Annotated in this window: 11 protein-coding genes and 1 pseudogene; 3 read left to right on the top strand and 9 right to left on the bottom strand. The window is 64.9% G+C overall.

The features are described from left to right. Positions 1-58: 58 nt before the first annotated feature. The 5 genes from ACSKB9_RS21240 to ACSKB9_RS21220 form a co-directional block, all read right to left on the bottom strand. Positions 59-385: an HPr family phosphocarrier protein gene (locus tag ACSKB9_RS21240; RefSeq protein ID WP_157343710.1), complete on the bottom strand. Its 327-nt coding sequence runs from the start codon at positions 383-385 to the stop codon at positions 59-61. Beyond that, a complete protein-coding gene (locus ACSKB9_RS21235; protein ID WP_021076632.1) occupies positions 382-783 on the bottom strand; it encodes a PTS sugar transporter subunit IIA in 402 nt (133 codons plus the stop codon). The genes ACSKB9_RS21240 and ACSKB9_RS21235 overlap by 4 nt, the downstream gene beginning before the upstream one ends. Before the next feature lie 214 nt (positions 784-997). Next, positions 998-1,438, bottom strand: coding sequence for an HPr kinase/phosphorylase (locus ACSKB9_RS21230; protein ID WP_438075489.1), 441 nt, complete (start codon positions 1,436-1,438; stop codon positions 998-1,000). Next, positions 1,435-3,243 carry a stimulus-sensing domain-containing protein gene (locus ACSKB9_RS21225; RefSeq protein ID WP_438075487.1) on the bottom strand — a complete coding sequence of 603 codons (1,809 nt, stop codon included), beginning with the start codon at positions 3,241-3,243 and terminating at the stop codon, positions 1,435-1,437. The genes ACSKB9_RS21230 and ACSKB9_RS21225 overlap by 4 nt, the downstream gene beginning before the upstream one ends. A 110-nt stretch (positions 3,244-3,353) precedes the next feature. Beyond that, the gene (locus tag ACSKB9_RS21220; RefSeq protein WP_016843287.1) at positions 3,354-4,055 is read right to left on the bottom strand and encodes a response regulator transcription factor; all 702 of its coding nucleotides are present in this window, start codon (positions 4,053-4,055) and stop codon (positions 3,354-3,356) included. Between the two features lie 241 nt (positions 4,056-4,296). On the opposite strand from ACSKB9_RS21220, the gene ACSKB9_RS21215 reads away from it, so the two are divergent. Beyond that, positions 4,297-5,031, top strand: coding sequence for a HugZ family protein (locus tag ACSKB9_RS21215; protein ID WP_438075486.1), 735 nt, complete (start codon positions 4,297-4,299; stop codon positions 5,029-5,031). Here the strand turns inward: ACSKB9_RS21215 and ACSKB9_RS21210 are convergent. Then, positions 5,021-5,407 carry a hypothetical protein gene (locus tag ACSKB9_RS21210; RefSeq protein WP_438075484.1) on the bottom strand — a complete coding sequence of 129 codons (387 nt, stop codon included), beginning with the start codon at positions 5,405-5,407 and terminating at the stop codon, positions 5,021-5,023. The genes ACSKB9_RS21215 and ACSKB9_RS21210 overlap by 11 nt on opposite strands. A 499-nt stretch (positions 5,408-5,906) precedes the next feature. Between ACSKB9_RS21210 and ACSKB9_RS21205 the strand changes: the two genes are divergently transcribed. Beyond that, the gene (locus tag ACSKB9_RS21205) at positions 5,907-7,523 is read left to right on the top strand and encodes a phosphoenolpyruvate carboxykinase (protein ID WP_438075482.1); all 1,617 of its coding nucleotides are present in this window, start codon (positions 5,907-5,909) and stop codon (positions 7,521-7,523) included. Between the two features lie 262 nt (positions 7,524-7,785). Here ACSKB9_RS21205 and rocF read toward each other — a convergent pair whose 3' ends face one another. The 3 genes and pseudogenes from rocF to ACSKB9_RS21190 all read right to left on the bottom strand — a co-directional run bounded on the left by rocF (position 7,786) and on the right by ACSKB9_RS21190 (position 12,343). Continuing rightward, positions 7,786-8,763: an arginase gene (rocF, locus tag ACSKB9_RS21200; RefSeq protein ID WP_076831116.1), complete on the bottom strand. Its 978-nt coding sequence runs from the start codon at positions 8,761-8,763 to the stop codon at positions 7,786-7,788. Positions 8,764-8,865: 102 nt separating this feature from the next. After that, positions 8,866-9,688: pseudogene (locus ACSKB9_RS21195) on the bottom strand (acyl-CoA thioesterase). Positions 9,689-9,823: 135 nt separating this feature from the next. Then, positions 9,824-12,343, bottom strand: coding sequence for a glycogen/starch/alpha-glucan phosphorylase (locus ACSKB9_RS21190; protein ID WP_438080323.1), 2,520 nt, complete (start codon positions 12,341-12,343; stop codon positions 9,824-9,826). Between the two features lie 303 nt (positions 12,344-12,646). On the opposite strand from ACSKB9_RS21190, the gene ACSKB9_RS21185 reads away from it, so the two are divergent. After that, the gene (locus tag ACSKB9_RS21185) at positions 12,647-13,033 is read left to right on the top strand and encodes a hypothetical protein (RefSeq protein ID WP_438075480.1); all 387 of its coding nucleotides are present in this window, start codon (positions 12,647-12,649) and stop codon (positions 13,031-13,033) included. The last annotated feature ends 112 nt before the right edge of the window (positions 13,034-13,145 follow it).

Here is a 13,145-nt window from a genome sequence, read left to right as displayed (position 1 = left end):
GCATCGTTCGATGCGATCCGACCTCTCCGCAAGCGGGGCGAGGTGAGAGGTGACTGCCTTACGTGCCTTCCTCGTTGAACTTGCTGGCGACGAGTTCGGCGATGGCGTCGAGCGCCTGCTGCGCTTCCTCGCCCTTTGCCGAGACCACGACCGTGGTGCCGGGTCCGGCAGCGAGCATCATCAAGCCCATGATCGAGGTGCCGCCGACGGTCTCGGTGCCGCGGGTGACCCAGATCTCGGCGTTGAAGCGCTCGACCAGCTGGACGAACTTGGCCGATGCCCGCGCATGCAGGCCGCGTTTGTTGACGATCAGGAGCTCACGGGAAATGGCGCCCGCTGGCACGCCCGGGCCGACCTGATTTCCGCCCGGGGCCTCGTCGCTCATTTGCCTGCGAGAACGCGGCTGGCGATGGTGACGTATTTGCGGCCGGCTTCCTGGGCCATCGCGATCGCGTCGGGCAGCGAACGCTCCTCGCGAACCTTGGCAAGCTTGACCAGCATGGGAAGATTGATGCCTGCGAGCACTTCCACCTTCGGGCGGCTCATGCAGGAGATCGCAAGGTTGGACGGCGTGCCGCCAAACATGTCGGTGAGGATCGCAACGCCGTCGCCGCTATCGACGCGGTTCACCGCCTCGATGATGTCGCTTCGACAGAGATCGGAATCGTCCTCGGCCCCGATCGTAATCGCTTCAATTTGTTTCTGCGGACCCATGACGTGTTCGAGCGCCGCTCTGAACTCGTCGGCAAGGCGCCCATGGGTCACCAGCACTAGACCAATCATCGGAAACTCCTCGCGGGCGCCCTTTGGTGCACCGCACGAACGCGCCACTTCGACCATCCAGAGGCCCTGCGCAAGAGGGCATCTTGGCTAGTCTCCCGGTTCCTGGCGGTAGAGAGGGGAGGCTGCGCCGGCAAAATCCGACGCGATAGTGGATGTGATATGGTTACCAATTCCCTTCCCACAATTGGCCGCAAGATTACGGGAACATGAACTTTCAGGTTGTCGTCAGCGCAGCGACAACCAGCGGCAGGGGTTGGAAGCCAACGCCGACGGGAATTCGCGGTAACAAAACACCATTAAGGCGAATCGTGAGCGTCTCCGGTGGCGGCAGCCGCTCGGCGTCGTCAGCGGCGAGGTCGACGATCAAGCCGACCACGGCTTCACTTGCGAACGGACAATGGCGGATTCCGAGGCCTCGGATCTCGATCAGGCCAGCCAATTGCTGGACCGGACGAACCCACAATTGTTCGCCGGCTGTGTCGAGATGGACACGGTCATCCCCCACCAAAATGGCCGGCGGAAGCGCTCCGGTGCGCCCGGCGAGAATCAGGTCGAAGGCCAGACGCGACTTGCCGGCCCCCGACGGGCCGCGGATCAGCACCGCACGCTCGCCGACCAGAACGGCGGATGCGTGCACGCTTGAATTGTCGCTCATAGTGTCGGCAGCCTGACCACGAAGCGTGCGCCGGCGATGGTGGGCTTGCCGTCAGCGTCCGCAGGGCCAGCGCGGTTCTCAGCCCAGATGCGTCCGCCATGTGCTTCGATGATCTGCTTGGAGATCGAAAGCCCAAGGCCGGAGTTCTGGCCAAACCCCTGATGTGGCCGGTCGGTGTAGAAGCGCTCGAAGATCCGCTCCAGCGCGTCCTCGCCGATGCCGGGCCCGTCATCGTCGACCACGATCTCGACCTCGCCGCGGCTGCGGCGGCAGACGATGCGCACCTTGTCGCCCGGCTTGGAGAATGATTGCGCGTTCGACAGCAGGTTCGAGATCACCTGGCCGAGCCGTGAATCATGGCCGGGCACCGACAGCGTATCGGTCGGTCCGCGGCCCTCGAAGCGGGCTTCGACGGCGACGTCGTGGCCGAGCCTGGTCTCGTTGGCGACGCCGGTCAGCGTCGTCAGCAGCCGCCGCAGATCGACCGGCGCCATGTCCTGGCGCTGCAATTCGGCATCGAGCCGGCTGGCGTCGGAGATGTCGGAGATCAGGCGGTCGAGCCGCCTGACGTCATGCTCGATCACGGCGAGCAGCCGCGCGCGGCTGTTGTCGTTGCGCGCCAAAGGCAGCGTCTCGACCGCGGAGCGCAGCGAGGTCAGCGGATTCTTCAGCTCATGGGCGACGTCGGCGGCGAACATCTCGATCGCCTCGATGCGGCTGTACAGCGCGTTGGTCATGTCGCGCAGCGCGCCGGAGAGATGGCCGATCTCGTCGCGGCGCCCGGTGAAGTCGGGAATCTCGACGCGGGTCTGGATGCGGTGGCGGACGCGCTCGGCGCCGTCGGCGAGCCGTCGCACCGGGCCCGCGATCGTGCTCGCGAGCAGCAGCGACAGCATGATCATGACGGCGGAGGCGACCCCGCCGATCTTGAGGATGGCGAGGCGCTCGGACATCACCAGCTGGTCGATGTCGTCGCCTTGCGTCGTCAGCATCAATGCGCCGCGCACGGCGCGGAAATGCTGCACCGGGACCGCAACCGACACGATGATCGCGCCGCGCTCGGTGACGCGCACGGCGCTGCCCTTCATGCCCTCGAGCGATTGCGCGACTTCGGAATAACCCTTGCCGCCTTCGGGACCGAGCTCGCGATAGATCGGCAGGTCTCCGCGGTTGAGCCAGGTCTTGATTGTCGCCTTGGTCTTCTCATAGAGCGACGGCTTCTCCGACGGCGGCGGCAGCTCCATGCGCAGCACGTCGCCGCGTGCGAACAGATTGCGGCTGTCGAGGATCAGGCCGCCGTCGCGGTCGAAGATGCGGGCCCGCGTCTTGGTCGGCGCGATCAGGCGGCGCAGGACCGGCGCGACCCGCTCGGGATTGATCGGGAAGTCAGCCAATTCATCCGGCTGGCCATAACTTTCGCCGGGCTTGAGGTCGAGCAGGCGGTCGGGATCGATCGTGACGGTATTGCCTTCGACGGTGGCCGAGGCCGCGATCGCCTCCGAAATGATCTCGGCATAGACCAGGAGGCTCTGGGTGCGGGCCTCGATCAGGCCGGCACGGAATTGCGACAGATAGAGGATGCTGGCGACCAGCGCGACGAGGCCGGCAAGGTTGAGCGAGACGATGCGCCGCGTCAGGCTCGAGAACGACAGCGCGAAGAAGAACTGACCGGCGCGGCGCAGCCAGCCGAGCGGACGGCGCCAGCCCTTGTCCTGCGCCACGTCTTCGGCAACGGCGTCCTGATCGAGGAGCTGTGACGCGTCCTCGGTATTCAGGCCTTGCTCGAGCTGCGTTCGATCAAGCACTGGCAAAGCTGCCGGTTGGTATGGATGTCGTCCCGCGAAGCAATCGTTCGCCCGAGCTTACCCCAGCCGTGCGGAGCCTGTCAGTTAACAAGCCGCCCGGGAAGCGCAGATCAGGCTTCCTTGAAGCGATAGCCGACGCCGTACAGCGTCTCGATCATCTCGAAGTCGTCGTCGACCACCTTGAACTTCTTGCGCAGCCGCTTGATGTGGCTGTCGATGGTGCGGTCGTCGACATAGACCTGGTCGTCATAGGCCGCGTCCATCAGCGCGTTGCGGCTCTTCACGACGCCGGGGCGGGTGGCGAGCGCCTGCAGGATCAGGAATTCGGTCACGGTGAGCGTCACCGGCTCGTTCTTCCAGGTGCAGGTGTGGCGCTCCGGATCCATCCGCAGCAGGCCGCGGTCCAGCGCGCGGGCGTCCGGCTCCTTCGGCGCGGCGGTCGGATCCTTCGGCTGACCGCGGCGGAGTACGGCCTTGACCCGTTCGACCAGCAGGCGCTGCGAGAACGGCTTGCGGATGAAATCGTCGGCGCCCATTTTCAGGCCGAACAATTCGTCGATCTCCTCATCCTTCGAGGTGAGGAAGATCACCGGCAGGTCGGACTTCTGGCGCAGCCGGCGCAGCGTTTCCATGCCGTCCATGCGCGGCATCTTGATATCGAGGATCGCGAGATCGGGCGGCGACGTGCGAAACCCATCCAGCGCCGACGCACCGTCCGTGTAGGTCATGATGCGATAGCCTTCGGCTTCGAGCGCGATCGAAACCGAAGTGAGAATGTTGCGGTCGTCGTCGACCAGGGCGATTGTGGGCATGTGCTGCTTTCACAATGAGAGTGGCTTAGACGGCGGGCACTCTGGCGACGCGCCGTAGAATTGGGCTTCGAACGCGGTCAACGAGCAATGCAAGCTGGGCTGAAGTGTGACCGAGTTCCGCAAAAATCCGCTTCTGCGACCCACGCGATGGGTCCCCATATAGCACCCTTAGACCACGAGAAAAGGCCCTTTTTTCATAGGGAACCCGCCCGATTCGTCCATAAAATGACCCGATAGGCCCATGCAACCGACCGCCGACTTCGATCCTGCCCACCTTGCCCGCTCGCTGCTCCGCCGCAGCCGCCAGGGCGCCCTCGCTACGTTGATGGCCGGCACCGGCGATCCCTATTGCTCGCTGGTCAATCTGGCCAGCCATCCCGACGGCTCGCCGATCCTGCTGATTTCCCGGCTGGCGCTGCATACCAAGAACATCCTGGCCGACAGCCGGGTGTCGCTGATGCTGGACGAGCGCGCCGAGGGCGATCCGCTGGAGGGCGCCCGGATCATGCTGGCGGGCAAGGCGGAAGCGGTTGGGGAGGCCGGGCGGGAGCTCGTCCGAAGGCGCTATCTCGCTGCCCATCCGTCAGCGGAAGCCTTTGTGGAATTTAAGGATTTCTCGTTCTTCCGGATCAAGCCAAGCGGTGCCCATCTGGTCGCCGGGTTCGGCCGCATCGTGGACCTCAAACCCGCGCAATTCCTGACCGATCTCGGCGGAGCCGAGGCGCTGCTCGAAGCCGAGCCCGGCGCGGTGGCGCACATGAACGAGGATCACCGCGAGGCCATGAATCTTTACGCGACGCGGCTGCTCGGCGCGAAAAGTGCCGACTGGCTGTGCACCGGCTGCGATCCCGACGGCATGGACATGCAGGCCGGCCGCGACACGCTGCGGCTGGATTTCCCCGAGCGCGTCACCACCGGCACCGAGCTGCGCAAGATGCTGGTGCGGCTCGCCGGCGAGGCGCGCGCTAAGGGATAGCAAGGATAGGAGAAGGACCTGTCCGCACGGCGGCGCTGCGGCCGTGGCGAGGCATGGTGTCGCATGGCTGCGGCGGCGCGATTGCGCGGTCCGGATTTGACAGCGCGATCATTTCGCACGGGCGTGTCGTGTCATCGCCCGTTGGCTCGATCTGCATGCAAGAATGTCTGGCGCGGCTGCATCCGAAAATCAGCCGGATCGCGATGTCGACCGCGATGACGCGCGCGTGCGACGCGCTGATTGCGTTATCATCGATCGCGGGGTCAGCGATCGCCTCGCCGCCGAACGCTACGCGTTGCGGAACGTTCACCGCAGTTGAGCGTTGAACCAATTGGGCTTCGACGAAGGTGTGTTGAGCGCAGTCGAAACTGCTCATCAGCAGCTTCTCACTTGCAGCTCAATGCCGATCAGGTGGTGCCGCGTGCAACACGATGGTCATGCTCGGCTCTGCAGCGCTGCGTCAACGCGCGGCGGCTCATCTCAACGATACATCCTCAGCGCGAAACGCATACCCGGCATTCTCGGCACCGTTCGCCTCGACAGGCGACGGCGCTGCCCGCCGGCTGGCACTTTTTGTGCATCGCAAAGCTCCGTGCGCGGCGGGAAAGGCGACGAAACGTCGTCCGACTGCTGCGAAAACAACGCGAAAACGAAAGCAAGGCGAAAGGGTTTCGCGCTGCGGTATTTACGCCAGATGATGGGCCTGCCTTGGAATCAGCCAAAAGCCGTTCGATTGGCTTGGCAAGCCCGGCGATCCCCACTATTAGGTCGCCGGACCGAAGCCGAGAGGCTATATTCTGATCACGGTCACCGCGGCGGGGCGCGACTAGCGATATTCGCGCGAACAAGGATACGCGGGTTCGAGGAGGTTCTTCGTGCAAGAGACGGGCGTGCATAACGGTGCCTTCGGCGCCGACAAATTCGGCTTAAAAAATCTCAAGGGTGTGCATTGGAATTATGGCGCACCCCAGCTTTACGAGCATTCGCTGCGTAATGGCGAAGCGGTGCTGTCGGCCGATGGCGCGCTTTGCGCGGACACCGGTGTGTTCACCGGCCGTAGTCCGAAGGACAAGTTCACGGTCCGCGACGATCTCACCGATAAGAGCATGTGGTGGGCCGGCAACCAGTCGATCACCTCGGAGCAGTTCGCCACGCTCCATGCCGACTTCCTCAAGCATGCCGAAGGCATGACGCTGTTCGCGCAGGACCTCTACGGCGGCGCCGATCCGAAGCATCGCATCAAGACCCGCGTCTTCACCGAGCTTGCCTGGCACTCGCTGTTCATCCGCACGCTGCTCATTCGTCCCGAAACATCTGAGCTCGCAAGCTTCGTGCCCGAACTGACGATCATCGACCTGCCGAGCTTCCGCGCCGATCCGAAGCGCCACGGCTGCAAGTCGGAGAACGTCGTCGCGATCGATTTCGCCCGCAAGATCGTCCTGATCGGCGGCTCGCAATATGCCGGCGAGATGAAGAAGAGCGTGTTCACCACGCTGAACTATTACCTGCCCGAGAAGGGCGTGATGCCGATGCACTGCTCGGCCAATGTCGGCGCCGACGGCGACACCGCGATCTTCTTCGGCCTGTCCGGCACCGGCAAGACCACGCTCTCGGCCGATCCCAAGCGCACGCTGATCGGCGATGACGAGCATGGCTGGAGCGAGGACGGCGTCTTCAATTTCGAAGGCGGCTGCTACGCCAAGTGCATCAAGCTGTCCGGCGAAGCCGAGCCGGAAATCTACGCCGCCAGCAAGCGCTTCGGCGCGGTGCTGGAAAACGTCGTGCTCGGCGCCAATGATCGCGTGCCCGATTTCGACGACGGCTCGAAGACCGAGAACACCCGCTCGGCCTATCCGCTCGATTTCATCCCGAACGCCTCGCGCACCGGCTGCGCGCCGCATCCGAAGAACGTCGTGATGCTCGCGGCCGACGCCTTCGGCGTGATGCCGCCGATCGCCAAGCTGACGCCGGCGCAGGCGATGTATCACTTCCTGTCCGGCTACACCGCGAAGGTCGCCGGCACCGAGCGCGGGCTCGGCAACGAGCCGCAGCCGGAATTCTCCACCTGCTTCGGTTCGCCGTTCCTGCCGCGCGATCCGTCGGTCTACGGCAACATGCTGCGCGAGCTGATCGCCAAGCACAATGTCGATTGCTGGCTGGTCAACACCGGCTGGACCGGCGGCAAGTACGGCACCGGCCGCCGCATGCCGATCAAGGTGACCCGCGCGCTGCTCACCGCGGCGCTGAACGGCTCGCTCCGCAACGCCGACTTCCGCACCGACAAGTATTTCGGCTTCGCGGTGCCGACCTCGCTGCCGGGCGTCGAGCCGCACATCCTCGATCCGATCAAGACCTGGGCCGACAAGGTCGAGTTCGACAAGACCGCGCGTGCGCTGGTCGGCATGTTCCAGAAGAACTTCGCCAAGTTCGAAGCGCAGGTCGACGCCGAAGTCCGCGCCGCCGCGCCGGAAGTGAAGCTGGCGGCGGAGTAAGCCGCGCAAGCGATACACGATCTGAAAAGGCGGCCCTCGTGGCCGCCTTTTTGTTTGCCCGGCCGGCTCGGCGACGTCTCCATCCGTCCAAGCTGAGCAGCGAACGGCGCCACATCCTCCACGTCGTCCCGGCGAAGGCCGGGACCCATACTCCGCAGCGGATGTTGTGGGGGTGCCTCGTCATTCCACCGGTGCGCAACAATGACCATCGGTGGTTATGGGTCCCGGCTTTCGCCGGGACGACATCGCGTGTGTTGCTCCACTACTCCCCCATCTCCGGCAGCACCGCGTTGCTCGGCGTCTGCCGGTCGGTGATCTGCAGGCCGAACAGGCTGCCGATCAATTCGACCGCGACGCGCGCGGTGCGGCCGCGCTCGTCGAGGAAGGGATTGAGCTCGACGATGTCGAGCGAGCGCACCAGCCCGGAATCGTGCAGCAGCTCCATGATGAGATGGGCTTCGCGATAGGTCGCACCGCCGGGCACCGTGGTGCCGACGCCGGGCGCCACCGCCGGATCGAGGAAGTCGACATCGAACGAGACATGCAGCACGCCGTTCTTCGCCCGGACGCGTTCGATGACGCGGCGCGTGAGCACGGCGACGCCGAACTCGTCGATCTGGCGCATGTCCGCGATCGACACATTACGCTGCCGCAGCAGCTTGCGCTCCAGCGGATCGACCGAGCGCGTGCCGATCAGGTCGAGCTGATCGGGCGGGATCGAGGCGCGCGGCAGTCCGCCGAGCAGATCGTCGAGACCGGGCTCGCCGCACAGGAACGCGGCCGACATGCCGTGCATGTTGCCGGTGATGGTGGTGGCCGGCGTGTTGTAGTCAGCATGCGCGTCGACCCACAACGCAAACAGCGGCCGGCCCTTTTCCTGCCAGTAGCGCGCGACGCCGTTGATCGACCCCATCGACAGCGAGTGATCGCCGCCCATGAAGATCGGGATCGCGCCGGAATGCGCCAGCCAATAGGCGCGTTCGGAGAGCGCGCGGGTCCAGGTCTTCACCTCGTCATAGAACCTGGTGTTGGCCGGCACCGGGCCGTCGGCGACGACGGCGGGGATCGCAAGGTTGCCGTGATCATCGACTTGGAAGTCGAGCTGCTCGAGCAGGCGCGCGATGCCCGCGGTGCGCAGCGCATCCGGTCCCATCAGCGGGCCGGCCTGCGATGCACCGATCTCGATGGGAACGCCAAGCAGGGCGATGCGCGAGGGCTTTGAAGTGTCGGCTTCGGACATGCAGCAGTGCTCCCAAAGGTGTGGAACAGAAGCGACGTGCCAATGTTCCCTCAACCCTTGAAATAGGCAATGCAGTCGTAACAGACCAATGTGGATATTTGGCTACGCCTTGAAATAAGCGATCTGCGTCGTGGTCGCGAGCAGCCGGCCGGACGGCGACCACAATTCGCCCTGCTGGTCGCCGTAGCTCTTGTGGAAGCTCTTGGCGTCCGCGGTGGCGAGCACGCGAGTGGTATCCTCCGCGTCCAGGTCGGCCGCGTCGACGTGGAAATAGGTGGTCAGCGACACGGTGCCGAACGGCACCAGCTCGTGCCTTGCGTGGAAGACGCGGCCGAAGAACGCGTCCGACATCGACATCAGCGACAGTGCATCGAGCTTGCGCGGTACACGGTCGGCGATCCAGAGCTTTGAATAGGGGCTCGACGGCTGCTTCGCGCCGCCGCCATCGGCGAACTTCGGCTCGCCCTCGGCGAAGCGGAAATCGTACTGGTTGGCCCAGGTCATCTTGAGTTTCGGAAAGGACCGCAGCTCGTTCGAACGGCACGGCGCCCGGAAACCCGGCCGGCTGGTGCGACCAGGACGGGCGGCGCTCGGCGAACACGGCGGTCGCCAGTGTCGCGACCTCGCCGCCGCCCTGCGTCATGTCGACCGACCAGTGCTGGCTCGAGCGGTTGGCCTTGACCAGGCGGACATCGAGATCGAACGCGCCCTCGGCGACCGGCGCGCAGTAGTTGACCGTCAGCGCCAGCGGATCGCCCGCGCGCTGCGGATGCTGCATCAGCGCGCGCAGGATCGTCGCGGCGGTGCAGCCGCCGAACGGGCCGACGAACGCCCAGTAATCGGGGCTGGTCCGTCCCTGCCAGCGGCTGTCGCCGGCGGTCACGGCGGTTGCTTCATCGAAAAGGTGCGGGGTCTTGGTGAGCATGCGGATCTTTCAATATCGACTGGCGCTTCCGTATCGCCATACGCAATGACGAGCAATGACGCCCATCATGCAATATCGCGGACGATCGCGCTGATTTCAATGACGTCAGGCGTAATCGATTTCCGCGTCCCGGGATTAGCCCTTCGCCTCGCGCTGGTTGCCGAGCTGCGGCGAGGCACCCGGATGCACCGGCACGTGCCAGATGTCCTCGGCATATTCGCGGATGGTGCGGTCGGAGGAGAACCAGGCCATGCGCGCCACATTGAGGATCGAGGCGCGGGTCCAGGCCGGCGCTACCATCCAGCGGGCGTCGATGCCGCGCTGCGCGTCGTAATAGGAATCGAAATCGGCCGAGACCATGTAGTGATCGAGGTAGCGCAGCGCGTGCCCGATCGAGGCGAAGCGCGCGGGATCGCCCGGCGAGAACTCGCCGCTCTCGATGGCGCGGATCGCGCGCTCGAGCCGCGGCGATTTGCGGATCACGTCGCTGGCGTCGAGCCCCTGCTTGCGGCGGACCATGACGTCGCCGGCCTCGAGGCCGAAGATCGCGATGTTTTCCTCGCCGACATTGTCGCGGATCTCGATATTGGCGCCGTCGAGCGTGCCGATCGTCAGCGCGCCGTTCAGCGCAAGCTTCATGTTGCCGGTGCCGGAGGCCTCCATGCCGGCGGTCGAGATCTGCTCGGAGAGATCGGCGGCCGGAATGATCACCTCGGCGAGGCTGACATTGTAGTCGGCGAGGAAGGCGACCTTCAGCCTGCCGCCGAGCGAGGCGTCGTTGTTGACGATGTCGGCGACGTCGTTGATCAGCTTGATGATCAGCTTGGCGTAGCGATAGCTCGCCGCCGCCTTGCCGGCGAAGATTTTCACGCGCGGCACCCAGTCGCGCCGCGGCTCGTCCTTCATCGCGTGATACAGCGCGATCGTCTCCAGGATGTTGAGCAGCTGCCGCTTGTACTCGTGGATGCGCTTGATCTGCACGTCGAACAGCGCCGACGGGTCGACCTTGATGTGGTTGCGCTCGCCGATCAGCCGCGCCAGCGCCAGCTTGTTGTGATGCTTGACGTCGCGGAAGCGCCGCTGGAATTCCAGATCGCTCGAATGGGTCTCGAGCCGCTCGAGCAGCGAGAAGTCGTCGAGCACGGCCTCGCCGCAGGTTTCGCGCAGCAACGCGGTCAGCCGCGGATTGGCCAGCATCAGCCAGCGGCGGAAGGTGATGCCGTTGGTCTTGTTGGTGATGCGCGACGGATAGAGATGATGCAGGTCGTGGAACACGGTCTCCTTCATCAGGTCGGAATGCATCGCGGAGACGCCGTTGATGCGGTGCGAGCCGACGAAGGCGAGCTGGCCCATCCGCACGCGGCGGCCGCTGCGCTCGTCGATCAGCGAGACCGAGGCGCGATATTCGATGTCGCCGGGGAAGCGTTCCTCGGCGAGCGCGAGATGGGCCACATTGATGCGGTAGATGATCTCGAGATGCCGCGGCAGCAGCCGCTCGAACAGTTCGACCGGCCAGGTCTCGAGCGCCTCGGGCAGCAGCGTGTGGTTGGTGTAGGACAGGGTCGCGACCGTAATCTTCCAGGCCTCGTCCCAGCGGAAATTGTGCAGGTCGACCAGGATGCGCATCAGCTCGGTGACCGCAAGGCTCGGATGGGTATCGTTGAGCTGCACGGCCGCCTTCTGCGCAAGATTGCGCAGGCCGCCGTCGGAGGCGAGATGCCGCTTGACGAGATCCTGCAATGAGGCCGAGACGAAGAAGTATTCCTGGCGCAGCCGGAGCTCGCGGCCCGCCGCGCTCTCGTCGTTCGGATAGAGGAATTTGCAGATCGCTTCCGCGCGCGCCTGCTCGGCGCTGGCCGAGACGTAGTCGCCGGTGTTGAAGACGTCGAGCTCGAGCGGATCGGGTGCATGCGCCGACCACAGGCGAAGCGCGTTGACGTGCTGGCCGCGCCAGCCGACGATCGGCGTGTCATAGGCCATGGCCTCGACGGTTTCCGCCGGATGCCAGGTGGCGCGGTCGCGGCCGCGCTCGTCGACATGCTCGACATTGCCGCCGAAGTGAACGTTGTAGACCACCTCCGGCCGCTGGAATTCCCAGGGATTGCCGAAGGCGAGCCACTCGTCGGGATATTCCTGCTGCCAGCCATGGTTCATGATCTGGCGGAACAGACCGAAATCGTAGCGGATGCCGTAGCCGGTCGCGGGGATCGCCAGCGTCGCCATGCTCTCCATGAAGCAGGCCGCAAGCCGGCCGAGGCCGCCATTGCCGAGCGCCGCATCCGGCTCGCATTTGCGCAGGTCCGAGAGATCGACGCCGAGGTCGCCGAGCGCCGCCTCGAACAGCGGCAGCAACCCCATATTGTTGAGCGCGTCGGTGAACAGGCGCCCGATCAGGAACTCGAGCGAGAGATAGTAGACGCGCTTGGCGCCGGCGTCGTAGCTCTGCTTCTCGGCCGTCAGCCAGTGGTGCACGATGCGGTCGCGCAGCGTCAGCGCCGCGGCCTTGTACCAGTCGCGTCTGGTCGCAACGGTGGCGTCCTTGCCGATCGCAAGCCGGAGCTTCGCCAGGATCGCGCTCTTGATCTCGGTCAGCGCCAGCTCGTCGATCGGCTGGTTCAATGCCGGGTAGTTTGTCTGTTCCTGCAACGCGCCCAATCCCTGCCGTTCAAACCGGAACACGACGCGATGACCCGCATCATGACCCCATCTCATTGGTGGAGCATGGTTCCCCCGGAAATCCCGGTTCCGCGGCTTTCCGATCACGCTCCAGCGCAATGATACCCGCCTTGCATGGCAATCGAAACCGTCAGGGACGGTGCCATACACAGCGCTGCCGTGATTTTATGCAAGGACCGGGCCGCTTCGGGAACCTTCCGGACCAGCCGTCTTGGGTGTTACGATGGCGCTGCAGAAGCCGGGATTTCGCGACAATTGACCGGAGGATGCGTGATGAGACTCTTGATCGAGATCGCGGCCGCGGCGTTGCTCGTGGTGTGCATCACGGCGACCAGCGCAGCCGATGCCGCGGGCAGACCGGCCCGCAGCGCCGACGGCCTGAGTTGCGGCTTCAGCGCGGCGCAGAACGCATCGCCCGCCGCGCGCTGCGCCGCCATCAAGCGGCAATGCGGCGGCAAGTTCTTCGCGAATGCCTGCGGCGAACAAGCTGCTCTCGGCAGCGAATTGAGCGGCCGCGCAACGCGCTTTCACGCTCGATCGGGACACCGTGGTGATACGGATTTCCAAGCCTTTACGGAGCCTTTACAAACACAGCTGTCGCCCGTGGGGCGGGCACATTTTTCAGCTCCGACGCATTTCATTCCGAAGCCATTTTCAACGGGCCGCTGACCTAGTCAGCGGCCCGAATTGCTTTTGGGGGCGCTGTGTCAGCTTTTTCATGAGGCGAGGGCAGTCACCGCAATTCGTCGCCCCGGCGAAGGCCGGGGCCCATAACCACAGC

This window comes from Bradyrhizobium sp. BR 1433, from assembly GCF_051547665.1.
In the GTDB taxonomy this organism is placed as follows: domain Bacteria; phylum Pseudomonadota; class Alphaproteobacteria; order Rhizobiales; family Xanthobacteraceae; genus Bradyrhizobium; species Bradyrhizobium australafricanum.
Note: the sequence above shows the minus strand (reverse complement) of the source record. Positions and strands in the feature narration are given on the sequence as shown.